At 54.8% G+C, this 19,687-nt stretch carries 26 protein-coding genes; 21 read left to right on the top strand and 5 right to left on the bottom strand.

Annotated features, from left to right (window positions below):
- Positions 1-3: 3 nt before the first annotated feature.
- The 3 genes from APH34_RS17875 to APH34_RS17865 are packed head-to-tail and all read left to right on the top strand — an operon-like array spanning position 4 to position 1,212.
- On the top strand, positions 4-456 hold the full coding sequence (locus APH34_RS17875; protein WP_023662183.1) for a hypothetical protein: 453 nt from the start codon (positions 4-6) through the stop codon (positions 454-456).
- A gap of 6 nt (positions 457-462) precedes the next feature.
- Positions 463-720: a hypothetical protein gene (locus tag APH34_RS17870; protein WP_128637241.1), complete on the top strand. Its 258-nt coding sequence runs from the start codon at positions 463-465 to the stop codon at positions 718-720.
- 9 nt (positions 721-729) lie between these two features.
- On the top strand, positions 730-1,212 hold the full coding sequence (locus tag APH34_RS17865) for a hypothetical protein (protein ID WP_223817442.1): 483 nt from the start codon (positions 730-732) through the stop codon (positions 1,210-1,212).
- A gap of 84 nt (positions 1,213-1,296) precedes the next feature.
- Here the strand turns inward: APH34_RS17865 and APH34_RS29565 are convergent, their stop codons facing one another.
- Positions 1,297-2,073 carry a hypothetical protein gene (locus APH34_RS29565; RefSeq protein ID WP_039614372.1) on the bottom strand — a complete coding sequence of 259 codons (777 nt, stop codon included), beginning with the start codon at positions 2,071-2,073 and terminating at the stop codon, positions 1,297-1,299.
- Positions 2,061-3,080, bottom strand: a complete 1,020-nt coding sequence (locus APH34_RS17855) for a hypothetical protein (RefSeq protein WP_054902298.1) — start codon at positions 3,078-3,080, stop codon at positions 2,061-2,063. Before APH34_RS17855 ends, APH34_RS29565 begins: the two co-directional genes overlap by 13 nt.
- Positions 3,081-3,381: 301 nt before the next feature.
- On the opposite strand from APH34_RS17855, the gene APH34_RS17850 reads away from it, so the two are divergent.
- Positions 3,382-3,624, top strand: a complete 243-nt coding sequence (locus tag APH34_RS17850) for a hypothetical protein (RefSeq protein WP_039614371.1) — start codon at positions 3,382-3,384, stop codon at positions 3,622-3,624.
- Between the two features lie 56 nt (positions 3,625-3,680).
- Here APH34_RS17850 and APH34_RS17845 read toward each other — a convergent pair whose 3' ends face one another.
- Both APH34_RS17845 and APH34_RS17840 read right to left on the bottom strand, forming a co-directional pair.
- The gene (locus tag APH34_RS17845) at positions 3,681-4,940 is read right to left on the bottom strand and encodes a hypothetical protein (protein WP_054902297.1); all 1,260 of its coding nucleotides are present in this window, start codon (positions 4,938-4,940) and stop codon (positions 3,681-3,683) included.
- A gap of 299 nt (positions 4,941-5,239) precedes the next feature.
- Complete coding sequence (locus APH34_RS17840; protein ID WP_039614369.1) at positions 5,240-6,592, bottom strand: hypothetical protein; 1,353 nt, start codon at positions 6,590-6,592, stop codon at positions 5,240-5,242.
- A 365-nt stretch (positions 6,593-6,957) separates the two neighbouring features.
- Here APH34_RS17840 and APH34_RS17835 point away from each other — a divergent pair, with 365 nt between their 5' ends.
- The gene (locus APH34_RS17835) at positions 6,958-7,725 is read left to right on the top strand and encodes a hypothetical protein (RefSeq protein WP_054902296.1); all 768 of its coding nucleotides are present in this window, start codon (positions 6,958-6,960) and stop codon (positions 7,723-7,725) included.
- Positions 7,726-7,873: 148 nt separating this feature from the next.
- Here APH34_RS17835 and APH34_RS17830 read toward each other — a convergent pair whose 3' ends face one another.
- Positions 7,874-8,224 carry a hypothetical protein gene (locus APH34_RS17830; RefSeq protein ID WP_177337035.1) on the bottom strand — a complete coding sequence of 117 codons (351 nt, stop codon included), beginning with the start codon at positions 8,222-8,224 and terminating at the stop codon, positions 7,874-7,876.
- Positions 8,225-8,420: 196 nt separating this feature from the next.
- On the opposite strand from APH34_RS17830, the gene APH34_RS17825 reads away from it, so the two are divergent.
- The 16 genes from APH34_RS17825 to APH34_RS28755 all read left to right on the top strand — a co-directional run bounded on the left by APH34_RS17825 (position 8,421) and on the right by APH34_RS28755 (position 19,512).
- Positions 8,421-8,720 (top strand): hypothetical protein, encoded by a 300-nt coding sequence (locus APH34_RS17825; RefSeq protein ID WP_177328672.1) that lies wholly within the window; start codon positions 8,421-8,423, stop codon positions 8,718-8,720.
- Between the two features lie 1,230 nt (positions 8,721-9,950).
- Complete coding sequence (locus APH34_RS17810; RefSeq protein WP_039614366.1) at positions 9,951-10,481, top strand: hypothetical protein; 531 nt, start codon at positions 9,951-9,953, stop codon at positions 10,479-10,481.
- Positions 10,482-10,708: 227 nt separating this feature from the next.
- Positions 10,709-10,963, top strand: a complete 255-nt coding sequence (locus APH34_RS17805) for a hypothetical protein (RefSeq protein ID WP_039614365.1) — start codon at positions 10,709-10,711, stop codon at positions 10,961-10,963.
- Positions 10,964-11,126: 163 nt separating this feature from the next.
- On the top strand, positions 11,127-12,656 hold the full coding sequence (dnaB, locus tag APH34_RS17800; RefSeq protein WP_039614364.1) for a replicative DNA helicase: 1,530 nt from the start codon (positions 11,127-11,129) through the stop codon (positions 12,654-12,656).
- A gap of 58 nt (positions 12,657-12,714) precedes the next feature.
- A complete protein-coding gene (gene dnaB, locus APH34_RS17795; protein ID WP_004575970.1) occupies positions 12,715-14,112 on the top strand; it encodes a replicative DNA helicase in 1,398 nt (465 codons plus the stop codon).
- 115 nt (positions 14,113-14,227) lie between these two features.
- Positions 14,228-14,482, top strand: coding sequence for a hypothetical protein (locus APH34_RS17790; protein WP_023662165.1), 255 nt, complete (start codon positions 14,228-14,230; stop codon positions 14,480-14,482).
- A gap of 366 nt (positions 14,483-14,848) precedes the next feature.
- On the top strand, positions 14,849-14,992 hold the full coding sequence (locus APH34_RS29285) for a hypothetical protein (protein WP_023662164.1): 144 nt from the start codon (positions 14,849-14,851) through the stop codon (positions 14,990-14,992).
- A gap of 286 nt (positions 14,993-15,278) precedes the next feature.
- On the top strand, positions 15,279-15,476 hold the full coding sequence (locus APH34_RS29280; RefSeq protein ID WP_152619909.1) for a hypothetical protein: 198 nt from the start codon (positions 15,279-15,281) through the stop codon (positions 15,474-15,476).
- Between the two features lie 310 nt (positions 15,477-15,786).
- Complete coding sequence (locus APH34_RS17775; RefSeq protein WP_054902295.1) at positions 15,787-16,128, top strand: hypothetical protein; 342 nt, start codon at positions 15,787-15,789, stop codon at positions 16,126-16,128.
- Between the two features lie 22 nt (positions 16,129-16,150).
- On the top strand, positions 16,151-16,381 hold the full coding sequence (locus tag APH34_RS17770; RefSeq protein WP_054902294.1) for a hypothetical protein: 231 nt from the start codon (positions 16,151-16,153) through the stop codon (positions 16,379-16,381).
- A gap of 141 nt (positions 16,382-16,522) precedes the next feature.
- Positions 16,523-16,741: a hypothetical protein gene (locus APH34_RS17765; RefSeq protein WP_023662161.1), complete on the top strand. Its 219-nt coding sequence runs from the start codon at positions 16,523-16,525 to the stop codon at positions 16,739-16,741.
- A 379-nt stretch (positions 16,742-17,120) separates the two neighbouring features.
- Positions 17,121-17,318, top strand: a complete 198-nt coding sequence (locus APH34_RS29275) for a hypothetical protein (protein ID WP_063977588.1) — start codon at positions 17,121-17,123, stop codon at positions 17,316-17,318.
- 19 nt (positions 17,319-17,337) lie between these two features.
- Positions 17,338-17,529: a hypothetical protein gene (locus APH34_RS17755; protein ID WP_128637239.1), complete on the top strand. Its 192-nt coding sequence runs from the start codon at positions 17,338-17,340 to the stop codon at positions 17,527-17,529.
- Between the two features lie 19 nt (positions 17,530-17,548).
- A complete protein-coding gene (locus tag APH34_RS17750) occupies positions 17,549-17,815 on the top strand; it encodes a hypothetical protein (RefSeq protein WP_023662157.1) in 267 nt (88 codons plus the stop codon).
- 12 nt (positions 17,816-17,827) lie between these two features.
- Positions 17,828-18,079, top strand: a complete 252-nt coding sequence (locus APH34_RS17745; RefSeq protein ID WP_023662156.1) for a hypothetical protein — start codon at positions 17,828-17,830, stop codon at positions 18,077-18,079.
- A gap of 179 nt (positions 18,080-18,258) precedes the next feature.
- A complete protein-coding gene (locus tag APH34_RS28755) occupies positions 18,259-19,512 on the top strand; it encodes a site-specific integrase (protein WP_050593414.1) in 1,254 nt (417 codons plus the stop codon).
- Positions 19,513-19,687 lie beyond the last annotated feature (175 nt).

The following is a 19,687-nucleotide window of genomic DNA, read 5'->3' as shown; positions in this document are numbered from 1 at the left end:
ACGATGAGAACCGTTGAGAAGATGGTACGCATGCCGGTCTGCATCGGCCAGGAACCACTGGTGGGAAACTACTACACCGTCGAGTGCAAGCTTTGCGGTTGGGTCGGTAGTTCGGAAGTGCTGACCGACGACTGCCAATGCACCCAGGATGAGGGCGACCGGCTCTGCTTGGGTGATACCGACGAAATCGGCACAGACCGCTTGCTCGAAATCGTCCAGGCCATGGACCGGCGCCATGGTGAGTCGCAAAAGGCTTACCAACAGCTTATCGAGCACACCAACGAAACCGAGCAGCACCTGGACAAGGCCGCCGAGCTGCTTAAGGAAATAGTCCAGAGTGGCCAAGCCTACCGCGAGTGCACCGACAAGGGGAGCGCGACCGGCCGGCGGGTCGCGGCCGTGCTTGGCTACGTCGCCCAGTTCCAACCAGATCCGCACCCGGTCGAGCCGGATTAAATGCCCGTGACCGAGCCCCAATGGCGCGAGTTTCGCCCCAGTAGTTGGACTCGCAGTGACTTGGCCGGTGTCGCGCAACCGCACGGCGCAGACGACCAGCCCGAGGCGGCTTATTGGCTGGCTTGGGCGCCGTACATAACAGGTGATCGAAGTGACCCAGGCCATCCCGATCAGGTGATGCGCCGGCGCTTCAAAACCAAGGAAGCGGCCATGGCTCACGTCGACAAGACCTGGCCCAAGGGCCGCTGGCAACTGAACTGTTAGCGGAATCGCATGGCCGCTGGCTTAGCACTGCTGACTTTTGACACCCATTCTCAAACTGGAAAAAGTATGTCACCACTTCGAAATCTTGCCGTGTACGGTTGTATCGCTCTGTCGCTGGCAGGGTGCAATGACAAAAAGATCAACGTGACCATCCCAATGGGCGCTGTCATCTACGCAAAACTCTATCACCTCGGTGATCCTGCGCTTGGCACTGTTCTGCCGACCGAGTACCGCGCAGGTGGGGCTGGCAAGGTGGATTATGATTTTTCTCAGGTCCTGGCCGGCGGCGACTGCGCTCTGGGCATCCCCCTCGAATGGAACAACAGCATGAAGAAGCATGTGGCTGCGACCGCCACACTGTCGTGCGACGGAGTTGAGCAGCGAGAGCTGAAAGGCTATGTGGTCGACAAAGATGGGAAGCAAGGCCTGGACGGCGTTGCGTTGGGCGGTGTGGTCTCGTTCGTGGTGACCGAATCCGTTTCCGTGAAGTAATGAGGATCACGGATTGATCGAACTAGGGGAGGGCAATGGCGCCCGACTTGAACGTCGAGCGCGAATTGTGCGGGGCGATTCGCTTTAAGCGGTCACCTGAAGGCCGAAGGACTCTGCAATACGGCCGACAATGGTCGGGAGGTCACCCTGGATCTTGAGTGCTTTGAAGTCGAGATCCTCGGTAGCCAGGCGGTCTAGGAACAGCTGCATGTCCGCGGTGATGCTTTCGGGCAGCTCGATCACTTCGCCGGTCAGCAGACTGGTCAGGGCCAGGACATCGTTCCGGTGCTTTCTGATGTCCTTACTGTCTGCCCCGCCTTCACCGTTTTCTTTGCGCTGAGACAAGTCGAGCCAGGCTTTAGCCTTGAAGGGGATAAGGCGATCGGCGCCGATATAGGTCAGCTCCTCACCCTGCTGGCGGCCGGACAGTAGGAACTGGTAATAGTCCTCGTTCAGCAAAATGGCGCTTAAGCTCGAAACCGATTCGTCTGTTGGGATGGGGGTCAGCGTCGCGTTCTCTTCGTGCTCCAGGCCTTCCGGCGCCCGCGAGAATAGTTCGATCATGACGGGGTAGGAGGGATCTGTAGGTTTTTGGAACCGATAGAAAATGGGTTCTGGACGCTCGCCGCCTCTCTGCTTGATCTCGTAACCGCCACTTTTTATGAACGCCCAGAACCTTGCAACAAAGTCGGCATTCAGTGCTTCGATTACCAAGACAACGTCCAGGTCCTTAGTGACCCTGAAATCCTCGCCCGCGTCCTCCATTGCGAGAGCTGAGGCAACGCCTCCGATCAGGACGTAGCTATCACGAAAATCATGGAAGTGTTTGCCGAAGACATCCAGGCCTATTACGCTAACCAATTGACTTGCTCCTTGAGTTCATCCAACGCAATCTGAATGCGTTCGTCAGGGTTTTCATCCAAGCTCAGATACAGCGATGCCGCATCTGCTATGTTGTGTCTTTCGGTGAGCGACGGATACGTCCAGATCTCCACCCACTCCTCGATCCCGTCCAACGAATCTATGACTTTGAACGCATCAAGCGCCAGCATGTCGTTGAACACTTTCTTGGTCATTCCCCACACGGCCTGTTTAGGCTCCGCCAGCATCGTGTATTTGGCCAGGGCAGTTTCCCCGGCGAGACACACACCGGGCGCCATGGGGAGAGTGTTGCGGGTTATGCCAACTCTCTTTCTGACGGGGGACCGTAGGTATTGCTTGGCCTTTCGGAACACCTCAGCTGGTGTCCCGTTGAAGGCGTAGGTCTTCCAGTGAAGGTCGCTCTTTGCAGGGGTGATCACCTCAAGGGAGGTCAGCTGTTCCACCGCCTTCGAGAGTGTTACCCGGCTGTAATTGAGACCGCCCAGGAGGGCGTTCGTCGTAAAATAGGCTTCGTCGGTTTTGCCGGCATACAGGCATGAGAGCAGCATGGCTTGGGCTGCCGGGAGGAGGGCGGCCACCTCGCTTTGCTCTCGACGCAGGCGGAAGCTTTCGCGCAGGTCCAGCGCCATTTCTGGTATGAACATCTGAAAGCTGGGCTGGATGAAGTTGACCTGATGCGTGATCAGGCTGCGGCGGTCTTGAACCGACAATGATCTGCAGACGTAGACGACCACCTGTTTGGTGGCCTTGTGCACGAGCTCGATGTGCTTCTGCAGCTTCACGATGCCCGGATAAGCAACCTCATCACGCGAGACCAGCAGCATCATATTGAGCGCCGAGCTTTTCCCCATCGGCATGCTCAATTCGTAGGTCTTGTAGCTATCCCGGATGGTGTAGGGGACCCGGAGTGGCACCGGCGTCAGGTGCGCTGTCACACCTAGAACGGACTCGATGTAGGCCTTAGCTTCGTCTTGTAAATTCGGCATATCCTGGCTCCGTGTTAACCACTTTTTTTCACTGTAAACCACAGAGGTTTACAAGTCAAAAAAGTGGTTTACAAGCCAGTGTTTATGGGGGTTAAAAGGATTCCATTCTGCCTATGCTGCAACTGATGCAGCGCGCATCTCAGTATGCGCTGCGCACTGCACAGTGTGAAGCGCATACTGGGCGTTTCAGCCGCCATGGCTTGGCCTGCTGACTTTTCCTACAGCCGTGACGGAGCCGTCTGATCGACACCAATGACTCAGCAGGGGAAGGTCTGGTTTTTACCGAGCAATGGACAGGAAAATGGCTATACCAACCACCAGCGATCTGAAGCTGCCTCTCAGCTTGCACCTGGATCAGAACACCCTTGACGCGATCGAGCGCTTCAGGGACGCACGTGCGGAACACTTGAAGTATGCGCACGATGAGACGGCTACCAGCGCAGAATTGTTTCTGGCGCTACAGCGAGCTGAGTTCGACCTGGCCACGGCGGTTGACAGGCTTTTGGTCGAACACTCCAGCATGTCGAACTGTCGGGGCTTCTAGGGCTTCGTTCTGACCGGCTCGTAGGGTGGCATGGAGGGCGGGGAGGCCTACCCGCCTCAGCCTGGAGAGCAATATTCCACCGAGATCCACAGCTCATTCACCAAGATGTTTGCCTTGGTAATGTCATGGCCAAAGACTCTGTTTTCCTTGATGGCAGGTCGATTGCTGAACTCCCCGAAACGATCGTTGCTGATGATGTAAGCGTTCGGGGAATATGCCAATTCGATGATCATTTCATCGGCGCTGCGGCCTCTGCCGACGCGGTACGTCTCTACTGACGCTGGGAAGGTGCGTTGAATGTCCTCCCACGAAACCTGAAGCTTTCTCGTGATGCCTGGGTCAAAGACCAGAATGATCTCACTGCCAGGCCAGTTTGAAAGCAGTGCCGGAACGAGTGCACTCAAAGCGTTCAGTCCGATGAACTGTTGATTCTTGCCCCGGCCACGATTGCATAGGTTGCTCCCGTCAATGATCAGCCGCTCGATGACCCGACTATCGCGCTGCCGGAGCGACGCCATTCGCTGCTCCCATTTTGCGAGCTCACGCTCAAGGTCCTCAACATCGCTGGTTTTGTGCCTGACGACCTGGGCAATGTCATCTGTTCCGAAATAGTTACTACAAGCCCCCTTAACTTTCGCGGCCTCCTCTGACCGTGGTGGTGCGTTTCGGTGGTCATCTCGGAAAATGATCGCTTGGGCCAGCTTCTCCTTGGCCACAATCAGACGCTCGCGATATTTGAGGCACTGTGCCTGCGGCACACGAATATGCTCTTCAAACCTGGCAATTTTGGCTGCAAGACTTTCAACGGCTGGCTGCAGTCTTGCGATCTGCGAACTGTAGGTGGCGTAGTCGGAATCGGTTTCGAGCCAGTCCAGGGTAGAGTGGAACTGAACATCGTATCGAAGCCTCTGTACCAGATGCTGCTGGGTGGCTATCTCTCCATTTTCGCAAATCAATGCATCCAACCGTGCAGCTTTCTCGGCTAGCTTGGCTTCCTCTGCCTCGGACATTTTTTTGGGGGGAGGAACCCGCCCCGTTACAGCGTCGAATGCTTGCCCGAGCAACGAGCGGTGCGCACGATAGACTGCCTCGTGGACTGTGGCACGATCGATCAGGGTTAATCCACCCAATTCGGAACTCTCCCGTTCGAGCTCCTCTAGTTTCACCTCGGCATTTTTGAGCGCCAACTTGGCCTGAGCTTCATCAAAGCGAGACAAGTGGCCGTAGAGTTCGTACTGCTCCCGCAAGCCCACTTCAGCCGCGGCAAGGGCGGCGACAGCAGCTTCGTACTGCGCACTGTAGGGGTTGTGATCCATTGCGTTTCCAAATGATGGAGTTCTGCGTACAACCGATGCGCACCGTGGCACCTGCCTCTTAACGCAGTTGAGCGGCCACTTTAAGGGGAAGCGGTTGGAGAGTGAAGAGCAATGGGCCGCGACGGTGGGCCTTCGGCGATCTGAGAGACGCAACCGGGGACGCCACGCATAGGCACACCCCGGCATTCCACTGGCGCATTTTCTGCTGGGGCACGTACGCGAGGCGGGTCATTGGGGTGTCGCTTCCACGCCGAGATCCGTGCCCGCCACTCACATGCTAGTTTATGTAGCTATTAGAGTCAGTTCTTAAGGCCATCCATCGAGGCGTGCAGCATTTTTTCAACCATATCTAAAATTAGGGTGCAGATACCTTTTATGTTGAACTCAGGCAGTCTCTCAACCCAATAAGACAGCGCTGCGAATCCCGCGTGACCAATGTCAAGGTCATCCTCTTTACAGAAAAGCGCGCTCTTCAGCATTGGCCCATCAGCCATGCTGCCAACCTGGATTACTATCAAAAAAATTCCTGTAGTAGGTGCATTGCCGGCAAAAAACCGGAATTTATGGCTTGAGTGTTCACCTCCTGTTAGCTCGAAAATATACTTGCAGTGCCCATGGCGAGTTATACATCCGAAGGCGGCTGTGCACTCCTCAACTGTCTTTGGATAAATGACAATTGGTAGTGATTTAACTAAGTGCAGGAGGTCTTTGGTCATGATTTTCGATAGGGGTACCCGCCCCTTCATGAATGACCTAAGTGCCCGACTTGAAATGTGCTCAGGCAAATACTCTACGATGGGGTACGCCAAAGCGTTTAGCGTGGCAATTAAGCCCTCAGTTTCGGGAGACCAATAATGTCTGGTTTCGTCAATAAGTTTATATTGGTCAACGTCATTTGGCTCCTCATCTTCGTCCTGGAGGAACAGCCAATGTATCCAGCGATGATCGTCATTTTCCTCGCTATAGCAGTACGCTTTGCCTATGGCCGGCATGGGTACCTGCCAGCTTTCTTTGGTTACCCAGTCGGTATCAAGACGAAAATATTCGTCTGGGCTTAAAGAGATTGATGGTAATGAGGGTGATATCGCCAAGTGTTTTTCAAGTAGATGATCTCTGCTTTTGTCATGAGGGGAGGATTCTACAAGGATGCCTTGGCGCTCAGAAACCATCTTGCCAATAATGTTCAGTAGGGACTCTACTGACGCTGGCTTTCTCAATAGTTCGAAATCCTCCCAGTAAATTATTGATTGCTCGTGCGCCTGAACCTTGCTAGCGCCGAAAGTGGCGTCAGTATCGGTCACAATTTCCTTGAGTTGGCCATCAGGATCAATTAGCTGAAGGATGCCCTTCAGGGGAACGACACTCAGTAGCTCTTCGTCAATGCATAATTGGTCTGGAATGCCTTTGAGGAAAGGGTTTGATGCCCAAGCTTCGTATAGAAAATTAGCTATCGAGATTTTATCATTGTGTTTGAAGAACCTCTGGTGATAGAGGTCAAGGCCCGGAACATTCAGCGTCAGCGCAATTACTGGAATCAATGCAAGGCCTTCTGCTTCTGAAGGGTTTAGGCCTTCACTTACCCAGAACGCTTCACGCTCTTCGCTCACAAAAAGATATTTATGCTGAACTATGGTGAAATGATGAGTGAGCATGTCAGCCTCTGGATGGCACTGAAATATTTTCGGCTTGAGCAGTAAAGTTTCAGCTCATGAATTTCGGTTTATGTTACACCAATAATTGGATTCTGCAACTTCTCTAAGATCCGGTCACTTAGCTATGCCTATCCACTCACGGGCGCGATTTAATATTTTAAATTTATAGATTCTACTGGCGTATCTATACTTGATGGGTAGAAGTGTTCCCCTGCGGTGGCGCCTCGCACTTCTCCGAGAGGGGTATGTGAGCCGTTTTGGGCTTGATTGCTGGATGGCGGTGGCTCCCCCAGAGCACAAAGCGGCGTAGGAATCCCCTGAATGGTTGTAATACTAGGAAGTGACGGCACTCGAAAGGATGAGCGATGAATCAGTATAAAATTGTTGAGCGAGAAGTAGCGCGAGCCGAGGCTCTGATTGCTGGTTACCTTGGTTTTTACGCAGGCAGCATTGACCTGGCCTACTTCAACGCAGCCTCACTCAAGCGGGTAACCCCAGAGTTCAAGCGTTGTGTGCAGGTCATCCAGGATCTCGCTGCCATGCCGGTGGTGAGTCAATCTGCGAGACGCAACATGGTGACCGCAGTGGACCGATTGGCCGACCTGGTTCGGGCACCTCAAATGAAGCCTTCAACTCGTACCCTCTGGGCTATTGAGGATTGGATTCGTCGCACCCCGCTGGCCGTGGTGCGCCATCTGGCCGCGATTGTAGGGCCTGTGGCAGCGGGTATCTGGGGAACCATCGATAGTAGTGCAGAAGCGGATGTAGGCGTGGCGATTGCTGCGGCCCTGGTGATGCTGTCTTTCGGCTGCAGCCTGAGCCATCTCCGCGACCCAGATCACTCTATTCAGAAGGGGGTGCTGGCGCTCCTTGGAGCCGGTGCCTTGATCCTCGTGACGAAGGGCGTCCTGCTCACATTCTTTGCTTTCGCAGTCATCTCCGCGGGCTTCTTCATTCGAGATGTCGCAGTGTGGTGCCGCAGATCGAAGTCGGGCGCTGGAGCTGGAAATCGTGGTGGTGATGAGCTGTTTGAGGGCAATGACAGCCTCTATACGCCGGAGGAGCTCTACGACATTGGTGGTGGGCCTGGGCCTGCACTTAGTGAGTACGGCCTTGCCAAGGACGATGATTGAGCCCGTCACCTTCGACACAGGGCGGTTGCGCCGTGAAGTTGAGGTCTAGGGCCTAGGCTAGGCCTGGCAGCTACTTGAGGGGCAATGGCTTCAATGACGCTCGGCCTCGACTTACAGGCTGGGACTAGGCCGAGCAGATGATACGGTTTTACTTACCTTCGCCGTTTGCCCGGGCGAACTGCGCAATGTCCAGTGCCGACCCATCGTAGAGGTCGATCGGCGTGTAACACCACTCGACGAACCATTCCTGGACCTGCCGGCGGGTGAGGGGGCCATACGATCGCTGGATTTTGTTGAGGCTGACGAGCCCGCAGATAGGATTGATGATCCAAAAGCCAATGTGCTTGGCGCTGAGGAAATAGGTTGCGGCGTAGAAAATGGCTGACGCGGTGTTCCCGTACAGCTCACGGATCTGAAGCATCGGGTAAAAGAACACAGCTGACGTGACCAGTGCGCAGATAGCCACAAGGAGCCACTGATTCCACAGCTTTAAGGCCATAAAGCCTGTAACCTACCATTGCTGTCGCTTGTCCAAATCGTCCCATTTCATTCTGTTTGGTGTCCTTATGCAGGGGCCTGAGGGCTGTAGAAATGTAAGGCAATGGGCCTTGATGTTCGTTTTCGATACTAAATGACTTATCTGTACGCGTTATATGTTATTTTCTCGCCATGCAAACCATGTCGGGAGATCAATGGTGACTTCAGCAAAACACACCCGCAGACGTGCGGTTTTTTGGGGGGTAGCTTTGCTGGCCCTGGTCGGCGGGCCGTTGGCTTATAAGGGCCTTGGGTTGAACAATCTGAGGACCAGTTTTTCCTCGGCGACGAGCGAGGAAATTCAGGCGGCGGCCCGTGATTCCAAATGCGCGACTCGGCTCCTGGTGGATGCCAATCGGAGTGCGCAAGACATCCGGGTCAGGGATCTGGATTGGGTCAAGGAGCGCTGTGCATTAGTTGAGCGCCAGGCAGCGGCGTTCGAGGGAACGGCACAATGAGTAGCTCCAAAACCGCGGCCTGCCGGCGGACCTCCAAAATTCAGATTCGGCGCAACTATGTGGTGGGCGCCGTCTGCCTTCTCGCGTTTCTCGCTTCGTCGTTCGCATATCAATTGCCAGGCCTTACCGCTAAGGCCGCTTCCTTTGTGGTTGGGTACTGGGCGGCACTGCCGTTTGTACACCTGGCTACAGGGCATGGGTTCGGCTTCAAGAAGAAACGGGCAGCACCTTGCGGCGGCGCTTGCGTAGATGTCCACGAGCGCTGTGATGCTCAACGCGAGGATGAGGAGGCTTCCCAGGAGCAAGCTGACGGTGCTCCGCATACCGGTCCGGCAATCTCGCGTTCACCGTCCGTCCAGTCCCAGTAATCAGTACAGGTCGAATCGAGATGAAACGAAAATTCAAGAATGGTGATTCTGGCTGGAAGACAAACTGGCTCGGAGTTTGTGAGCGACCTCGGTTTTTCACAATCCACACACTCAAAGCGCTCGCAATGATAGTTGTATTCACGATTCTCAGCTTATTGCGCTCAGCAGCGGTTTTAGTGCTGGTTGCCCTGCTAGTCTCCTTGGTTGGCAAATTATTCACTCCTCTTGAGCTATTGGACGCTCAAAGTCGTGCGGTCCTGGGTGGGCCGCGAGACTATTTTGTACTGACAATTATGGGCCTGATTTGGCATGGACTGGTGTGTGATTCATTCGCTGCATTTCGGAAGTGGCGGCAGCAGCGGAGTCGAAATGAAATTAAAATGAGCTGATTTCTGGGGCTGCTCATAAACCGAAATCATATTTAGGAATATGGTAAATTTCCTATGCTTGTCGAAAAATGGAAAGCTCTTGATCCGACAGTTAGGGATCATCTTATCACCGTACCTATAGTGCTACTGTTGTTGGCCTTGGTTATATGGGCTGTCTACCATTACGCTCCGGAGAAAGTTACGCGGCCTGCTGGAGAGGTGAAGTCTCTTGTGCTGCATGACTCTGCTTTCTCGACCATTACGACCCTGGAAACAACTGATGGCTGGTATCAGCTTGAAGGGGTAGTCTCGGGGGGCTAAGGGCGATAACGTGAGTATTCAAGCTCAGGGCGCATACAGGAAAGCGTGCATTGCATCCCAGGATAGCAAGGCGTGTTACGATATTCGCTGAGTAAAATTTAAATAGTAATGCCCAATCAGTGAAATCAAGAGACCGATAGCTCCATTAAGCAAGACCGAGGAATTTAGGTTACATGAACGTCCAGGAGAAATTGCGCCACTACGAAGCCACGCTCATCGCTGCCCCGCGGCGAATTTTGGCCGGTAAACATGACTGGAAAAATGACATCACAAGTGACGCTGGGGTTTACGTGATCTGGGAGGCCGGTATTGCACGATACGTCGGTGAGACATCGGCACTACGCGCCCGAATGGGCGACCTTACCTCGTTTAAAAACCACTCATTTGCGAAGGGCACTTGTGTGCGCTTCAATATTGACGCCAGCGACAAAGAGGGTCTAGTCAAAGCGTATTCGAGTAACTACGAACTGTCCTTCTGCGCAATTCCATTAGGTCGCAAGGAAGTTGAGGAGTACCTGATCTTGCGCTGGCGCTCTAGTCTATGGAATAAGGTGACATCACGGCTGCTCGATGGGCACCAATACAATTGGGTTGTTCCTGCAGCATCCACCTCCGAGAATGAAGCCGGCGGTACAACTGCCATCCAGGCGCTGCAAAGCAATCAGACGAAAGAGCTCGATACTGAGCTGGCGGAAGAGCTTTAGGGCTTACCCCGTGCTCTGTATTCCGGGGTGTCCGGCCGACCTGATGGTTTCGCAGGAATAATAGAAAATCAGTAAATTATGAGTTGTTTTCTGGCTTTAGGCATTGAATTGACATTCGATACGGCTTTCATGATTATAGGTACGTGTTACGATTTTTCGGTTGTATCACGCCGCTAAGGATGTGAGTTCAGCCGCAGTAGCCCCGAGTCCCTCTCTGGAGATTTTCAATGTTGAACCCAACAACGAATGCCGAACCCGTAGACCAGACCTTCGATGGTGCTGGTCTGAAGGCCGCGTTGCAGGAGTTCGGCGACAAGATCCAGGCCGCTACTGGCCGTTCACTGCTGCCGCTTGAGCTCAAAGCATTCCGCGCCCAGGTCGCTACTTGCATCGCTCATCGGCAGCCACGGGTGGTTCAGTTGGGCCTTTGCGACTTTCAGACCCGCAGTGGGCGGGCTGAGTTGATTGAGGTCAAGTTCTAACCAGAATGGCCACCCAGCGCAAGGTAGTTGCGTTCATGGCACCCAAACAACGAACATCGTGCCCGAAACCCAGCTGTCAGCTCGCACCAGAGCCTCTATGAGGTACTGCTCGCAGCTGTCGGCCCGGTCCACCCCCAGCATTTCCATTAGTAAGGCCTGAGGCTTGAAAGACCATTTCCATCTAGCGGCTGAATACGAACAGACCCCGAGCCGGGAGCTGCCGCATTCTGTTGAAGCCGAGCAGGCCATTCTAGGGGGATTGCTGAATGACCCGCGTGCTTGGGTTCGAGTCTCTGACCTGGTCGTCGAATCTGACTTCTTCCGCTCTGACCACAGGCTCATTTTCAAGGCTATTGCCAGGCTGCTTGAAGAGGGCCGGGCGCTTGATGTCGTCACGGTACAGGAGGCCTTGGAACGTGCAGGTGAGCTCTCGAATGCAGGTGGCTTGGCCTATCTAAAAGAGCTTTCCGATAACACCCCGTCCGTCGCCAACATCGCCTCCTTTGCCCGCGTAGTCAGCGAGCGTTCGCAGTTCCGGAAGATCATCGGTGTGTGCGAGGAGATCGAGCAGAGCGCCAACTCCCCAGCCGGTCGCTCCGTGGAAGATCTGGTGCATGATGCCGAAGCGAAAATGCTGTCTGTGGCCGGTCAACGGCCGAAGGAGGGCGGTCCGGTTGGCATCGAAACCCTGCTCAGAAAGGCCGTCGAGAAGATCGAAACCGCCCATGAGTCAGGGCTTGAGTCCTTGGGCCTATCGACAGGTTTCGTCGACCTCGATAGCAAACTGAGCCTGTTGCGTCCTGCTGACCTGGTCATCGTGGCCGGCCGGCCATCCATGGGCAAAACCACTTTTGCCATGAACATTGTGGAAGAGGCCGTTCTGCGGTCGGATAAAGTGGTCGTGGTCTACTCCATGGAGATGCCAGGCGATGCACTGCTAACGCGCATGCTCTCCTCGATGGGTAGCATTGACCAGTCGCGAGTCCGATCCGGGAAGCTGTTGAACGAGGACTGGACCAAGCTGACCAAGGCTGCCAACGCGCTCAACAAAAACGATCGCTTCTTCATTGACGACACGCCGGCGCTGAGCCCATCGGAGATGCGTAGCCGCACGCGGAGACTTCGACGTGTGCACGGCGAGATAGGACTGATCATGGTGGACTACCTGCAGCTGATGCAGATCCCCGGATACGGCGGTCTCAATCGGACCAACGAGATTTCGGCCATCTCCAGGTCACTCAAGGCTTTGGCCAAGGAATTTGATTGCCCCGTGATTGCACTCTCGCAGCTCAATCGCTCGGTGGAACAGCGCAAGGACAAGCGACCTGTGAATTCCGACCTGCGCGAGTCCGGCGCTATCGAGCAAGACGCAGACGTGATCATGTTTGTGTATCGAGATGAGGTGTACAACCCCGACTCCCGTTTTGCTGGTACCGCAGAGATCATCATCGGCAAGCAGCGAGAAGGCCCGACCGGTTTCGTCCGGCTTGGTTTCGAGGGTCGATACACACGCTTCGTTAATTTGGAGCCGGGTACGCACGACTTCACTGAACAAGAGATGGGGGTAGAGAGGATTGACCCTAACCCACGCCTTGGCCGCATGCCCGTCCAGAAGCTCGCAGAAGGGGCGGCGAACAAAGTCGAGAGCAAGGGTAGGGGGCGGCGCCGAAAAGGCGCGAGAAAGCCGCCATAAAGCCCGCTGACGCCTCTCCACTCGCAAGCGCCCTCAACTTACTGAACAAGATGCCCACATGAACGAAGACTACGCTTCAGAGCAGCTCGACCTACAGACTTCCTCGCTGAAGGTGCCACCGCACTCTATCGAGGCAGAGCAATCCGTGCTCGGTGGTCTCATGCTCGATAACAATGCCTGGGAGCGCGTGCTCGATCAGGTCTCCGACGGCGATTTCTACCGGCACGATCACCGGCTTATTTTCCGCGCCATTCACAAGCTGGCGGACCTGAACGAGCCATTCGATATCGTCACGCTGCATGAGCGCCTGGACAAGGAAGGGCTGAGCAGCCAGGTTGGCGGGCTGGCCTATCTGGCAGAGCTGGCCAAGAACACCCCTTCGGTGGCCAACATCAAAGCCTATGCTGCGATCATCAGGGAGCGGGCGACCCTGCGCCAGCTGATCAGCATCAGCACGGACATCGCAGACAGTGCCTTCAACCCTGAAGGCAGGAACGCTTCGGAGATCCTCGACGAGGCCGAACGGCAGATTTTCCAGATTGCTGAAGCCCGGCCAAAAACCGGCGGGCCGGTTGGTGTCAAAGACCTCCTGACGATGGCCATCGATCGCATCGACACGCTATTCAACTCTGACAGCGACATCACCGGCGTGTCGACCGGCTTCACCGATCTGGACGAGAAGACCAGCGGCCTGCAGGCGGCCGACCTCATCATCGTGGCCGGCCGGCCGTCGATGGGTAAGACTACCTTCGCCATGAACCTGGTGGAAAACGCTGTGCTGCGGTCCGAGAAAGCGGTGCTCGTGTTCTCCCTCGAAATGCCAGGTGAATCGCTGATCATGCGTATGCTGTCATCGCTCGGCCGCATCGACCAAACCAAGGTGCGTTCCGGCCAGCTGGATGACGATGACTGGCCGCGATTGACCTCGGCGGTGAATCTGCTCAACAACCGCAAACTGTTCATCGACGACACCGCCGGTATCAGTCCCTCGGAGATGCGTGCACGGACCCGGCGCCTGGCCCGCGAGCACGGTGAGATTGGCATGATCATGGTCGACTACCTGCAGTTGATGCAGATCCCGGGCTCCGCCGGCGACAACCGGACCAATGAGATTTCCGAGATCTCCCGTTCCCTCAAGGCCCTGGCCAAGGAATTCAACTGCCCAGTGATCGCCTTGTCGCAGCTGAACCGCTCCCTGGAGCAGCGGCCGAACAAGCGCCCAGTGAACTCCGACTTGCGTGAGTCCGGTGCGATCGAGCAGGACGCCGACGTGATCATGTTCGTGTACCGGGATGAGGTGTATCACCCCGAGACCGAGCACAAGGGTGTGGCGGAAATCATCATCGGCAAGCAGCGTAACGGCCCCATCGGCTTCGTGCGCCTGGCGTTCATTGGCAAGTACACCCGCTTCGAGAATCTCGCGCCGGGCATGTACAACTTCGACGATGATGAGTAGTGAGTGGCGATAGCCTGCGCCGGTAGGATTGGGATGTCGTTATGCAGAGCAGATTTCATGCTCGGTGTTGAGCATCTCCAGGATACGAAGCCTACATCCTCCTGGAGATGCCAACATGAATCAGCTGCCCGTATCCGAACTCACCTGGCCACAACAGGTCGCCCTAAACGACTACACCCTGTTCGCCCAACGCCTGCCCATTGAGGGCGCCGACAAGGCCGAGCATTGGCTTGAGCGCAAGCGCAAAGATTTCCTCGCTTGCATCATGCACATCAACGAACAGGCCAGTTACACCGCCTTCCTTGCCCGCCTAATCAAGGAAACTCCATCGCCCGCCGCCCGGGCTGCTAAACTGGCCTCTCGCCAGTGAGGCCGCGGTTGCTGGTCCTGGTCTTGATCAAAGGAAAACCCCGGCTGACTGATGTTCAGGGGCTTTTCCGGTTAGCCATCACCGCACGCAGCTCTGACGAGTGCGCATGTTGCGTGGTCAGCTTTCAGTAAATGCTCCACACACCCCGGCCAAGGCTGGGGTTTTTCCGTTTGGCGGCCCACACTAACTGCTTCCTTCTAACCAAACAGTCCGGTCACCAGCCCGCCTCATGCCAGCTGCGCTTGCAGTAAAGCCATTTGTACTTTGCAGTATTATGCGTACGCGTTATGATTTTGCAGGTCAGCCCTGGGCGGCGCATTACCGGCCGGGCGATCCGAGATCGAAGCCAATGAACAGGAAATTGTGATGTTCAAGAAGAAACCAACGAAAGAGCTTAGTGCAGAGGACGAACGCTTTTATCGTTCTGCAAGCCACGTCATGGCGATGGTTTGGATGGTAGGTGCATTGACTGCGGTCTTCACTGGGATGGCCGAGTCTGCAAATGTCTAGAAATCCCAAGAATTTACGAGTGATAACGGGCGGTAAGCCGTCGGGGCAGTCCCTCGACACAGCTGAACGCCGCAAGCAGTTAGGCCGGATACGGACTTGCTCGCGTTTTTTCTTTGAGCCTCCTTTTCTCGGGCCGCGCATGGCTCTTGCGGTAGCTGCTGCTATGGCGGTCGGAGCCCTCTCCGTGGCGGCCGTAGGCACGGGCTGGACTTCGATGCTGGCGTCGTGCGCAACATTTGCGGCAGTGCTTCGCTTCGGAAAAGCAGCAAAGACATGGGGAGCTAGGATGGATGCCTTCCTGGCTGAGTATGACCCGCTGGACAAAGAAGCATACAGACGGTTGCAGGCTATTACTGAGAAGGAAGGGTTATCGCCGTGCTTGCTGGATGAGTGGTTAAGCAGCGAATACGCTGCCATTGATTCTGCTGATGGAGTTCAACCCGCATCGGCACGCAGGGGTCGCTTTCTGCGAAAAAAGATTTAGGAACATTGCTGTACCGATCGATCTGTAGGACTGCCTGAATGAAAGCGAGACCATGACCACAAGCCTAAAGCCTCGCCGCCCTCGGAAACCGACCTAGTTGCAGCAGGGCATTCTGTACGCAGCTGCTGACCTGGCCCGGCCCGGTTCATTGTCCAGGTTGAGGATGTTGCCGCACTGTTGCGCCGTCAGGGCCTGGCCGATGCCGACTGCTCCGACTTGGAAGAAATGGACAAAGAGCAATTGCGCGTGCTGCGCGATGATTTTGGCCTGCCCCTGCGCGGCCTCGACTGACCTACCGGAAAACGCGACCATGGCAGGCTACAAGGTCAGAAAGCTGTGCAAGATGCTTCAAGCGGCGTTCCCTGAACGTCATGGCCTTGCACTCACTTGGTCGCCAGAGAACGTCTACCCGGTGAAAGGCGCTTGGCGCTCCCGCCGTGCGATGTTCGATGTTCGTGCTTGGGAGGCGCATGCCACCTACGTGAATGAATGCGGTCAGGTGGTTCACGGTATGTCGGTTGGCAGCTACGCGACGATTACCGACCTGATCAAGTTCCAAAAGCTGTACGTTCTGCCTCGTGATGATGAGGTGGACGGCTACAACGGTGATGCACCGCCGCCACTGCGCGAGTACACCGAGTTTGAAGAATGAGCCAGACCAAGGAAACCACCGCATGTCACTGAAATTGAGCGCCAAAGAGTTTGTGAAGTCCCGGTTCCCCGAAGCCAGTATTGTGAAGCAGGCCGAGGCGCTGTTTGTGCTTCGCGGGGTGCCTGGCCTGTGCGTGTCTGGGATTACTGAGCAGTACGTCTGGGAGGGTGCGGCTCAGGAGCTGAGCGACCCCGTTCTTGAGCGTGTCAGGGTCGAAGCAGCAGAGCTGTCTTTAACTGCTCCCAGTAAATAGGAAATCCCGGCAGCCCACAGGGGCTGCATTGGAGAGTCGCCCGGAGTACCGATCACCCGCGATAGCCAGGCTGTCAGAAGGTAATCAAACGTCAGACCGGGCGGCTCTACCAATGTAGCAACGAGCCAAAGGAATCGCGCCATGCGTAGCAAGGATCAAGAGTTTACAGTCGGTAAAGGCCAGCAGATGTGGGGCGGCAAGTCCCATTACCCGGATCTTGTTCGTTTGGTTATTCCGAAGGACCAAGCTCTGGCTCTGGCTCAGAAGATTCTGCGTGAGCTGGAGCACGCGAAGCCAGACCAAACCCACTTGGGCGAAATCGCACTGTTCGGCCAGCTTGAAGACTTTGACGACGAGTAACGGGAAAACGCCATGCAAAAAGCTGACTGGCAAATCGTACAAATCTGGCCGGATTTCGTCGTTGAGGTGAACTGCAACGGCGGTGGCCATCGCCGGGTGTACCACGATGGTCGCATTGAGCTGATCGACTAAGGAAAACTCCATGAAATCGGGTATCCAAACATTCCAGTGCCTCCTAATCTATCTGTTTTTCTTGGGCGTAATGACCGCATGCCTTGTGACGGCTGTTCCAGCCCTGATCTACCAAGGGGTAGGGTTGTGGTACGTGCTCTTTACTTCTATCACCTGGATCATCCTATGTCTGCTCTCAATCAACTGTTACAAAGCAGTCTCAGCGTGTGCCAAGAAACGATTCGACTAACTGTTAACGGAATTCGCCATGAAGTATTGGATTGCTCAATGCGAGTCCTGTGGGACCGTTAAGCGTGCTCAAAAATCAAAGCCGACCAGCTGCACGGAAGAGATCCGCACGGGCGAGCGTTCGATTCGTCGTTGCGGGAATGAACTCACCAACCATCAGGACATCACCGCAAAGGTCGAGGCTGCGAAAGCAGCTCAGGCCCATGCAGCCGGGTAACAAGGAAAACGACGCTCAGATGATCGACGATCCAAACGTTACGAAAATAGTCAACCGGGCGATTCTTGAGCATATGGCACAGGTGTTTGGGCCAGACTCGACAGCCGCAGCTGTGCTTGCGGAAGCTGCAGAGCTTGAACGCGATGGACACGAGGTCGTGTTTTATCGTCGCGGTCGTGAGCTGTGGGTTGACCCCAAGACTAACCACTGATTTGTTCGAGGAAAAGAGCATGCAGATCAAAGTTAGAGAGGGGGACGTATTCCCCCTGAATCGGCCTCAACAGGTCTGGTGGGGGGATAGCCCCGACGTGATGCAAGTCGCCCGTTTCGCGGGTCAGGAAATGATGGCCATCACCGACGATGCCGGCGCTTTCGAGTTGGATTATTTGGGCCACATTGGTAGCGGGTTTGCCAGCATCGAGGACGCCAAAGCGGCAGCGCCTGAGTTCGCTCGGGCCGTGCTGGAGCGGCTACGCAATCTCATTCAGGACGTGTAGGAAAACGTGACCATGGCACAACTGATCGAGGCGCTGCGCTCGACCGCCGCGAAGTGGCGAGCAGGCAACCAGGAACACCGTGAAGGCGTCGTGCTGGTGTGGGACGGCGACGTGTACGGCTGGAAGGATCAACTGCGCGACCCGGCCAGCGAGCGCCCAGGTGCGTACGCCGTGGACAAGGCCGGGGTGGTCTTCAAGGCCGAGGGCGGCGACGACTACAACGGTGCAAAAGCGTGGGTCGCGGTTGACCCTGATGCGCAATAGGAAACCGCCGCCGATCATCAGCCCGCCGAGTGCGGGCTTTGGCAGTAGCGCCGACTTCTATTAAAACGTAAATATTTAGGAGGGAAATATAATAAAAACAGAGGATTAGCGTACTTTTTTGCGAAAAGTAGGATTGTAGTCTAGGGTTTATTATAGTTTACCTTAGGAGTGTGTAAACAATGAACCCTTACAGAATCAAACTCGTGCGGTTCGACGGTGGTGAGCGCTTTCCAGTGCTTTGCCTTCAGCAAGACGGCATGCCCGTGCACAGCGCTAACCTTTGGGTACTGACAGAGTTACGAACGGCGAATTTGTCGACGAGCACACTCCAACAGGCGCTTCGGTCGTTGATGGTGCTGTTCATTGTTTTTGATGAACTAAAGATAGATTTGTCCGCCCGTTTGCGCGACGGCCAGTTTTTAACGGTTGGAGACATAGAAGCTATCGTTGGGGCGTGTAAATTACCAATTACAGCGGGCGACAGAAAAAAAATTGGAAATGGAAAGTTTGTATCGCCATGGTCTACCAGTGGCTTTAGTACGCCAAAAATTCATCCTGGTACTATTGCTATACGGCTTTTATACATTGCCCGTTACCTTGACTGGATTGCGACCGACCACTTACTAAAAACAGGCGCAGGAAACCCACATTTTTCAGGGGTGGAAAAACTCCGTGAACTGGTTTCTACAGCCATAAAGGCTCGCATTCCTTCAGTGCAGCGCTTATCCAATGTTACGCCTCGTGAGGGCCTAACTGAACAAATGGTATCGCTACTGCAACAGGTGGTTGCTCCAGAGTTTGAGCATAATCCGTGGTCTCATGAATTTGTTCGGCAGCGAAACTACTTAATGATTCGCTGGCTATTGTCCTTGGGAGTCAGGAGAGGTGAGTTGCTTGGTGTCAAAATCTCGGATATTAACTTTCAGACCAATGAAGTTTTAATTGCCAGGAGGGCAGACGATCCGGCGGATCCACGGTTGAGACAGCCGAATGCCAAAACAAGCGGTCGATTATTAGCGCTCGACGCAGAGTTGGTAGCGCTCACGCGAGCGTATGTAATGTCCATTCGTCGAAATGTTACAGGCTCGCGTAAGCATGAATATCTTTGGGTAGCCGGTGGCTCAGGAAAACCACTGAGTCTTGCGGCGCTAAATAAAGTATTTATCACTTTACGGCAACACTGTCCGGAACTACCAGAAAACATCTGCCCTCATCTCCTTCGCCATACCTGGAACGATATTTTTTCGGAAGCGATTGATAGAAGTGATGTGTCGCCGACCATGGAGCAAAAACTGCGGTCACGATTGATGGGGTGGTCCGAAACATCCGGAATGGCGATTGTGTATAACCAGCGTCATATCAAGAAAAAAGCCACCGCTGTGTCCTTGCAAATGCAAAAACAATTGCGTGTGGAGGCTCCTTCCGATGATTAAAAAACCAGGGGAAAACTACGTAATCGATGGAATTGATTTCTGTCCTTCACTTCCGTCGGTAATTCGTAGCAAAAGCGGTATCGCGTTTGATCCTAAGGATGCTCCGATCAACTTGTCGTGCAGCCGCGGCAAGTTGCAATTTTCCAGGCACCTACAGCGTCATTGGACGAAAAGT

It is taken from the genome of Pseudomonas sp. NBRC 111131 (genome assembly GCF_001320525.1).
Taxonomy (GTDB): domain Bacteria; phylum Pseudomonadota; class Gammaproteobacteria; order Pseudomonadales; family Pseudomonadaceae; genus Aquipseudomonas; species Aquipseudomonas ceruminis.
The sequence above is the reverse complement of the archived record's forward strand: the minus strand, read 5'-3'. Positions and strand labels throughout refer to the sequence as shown.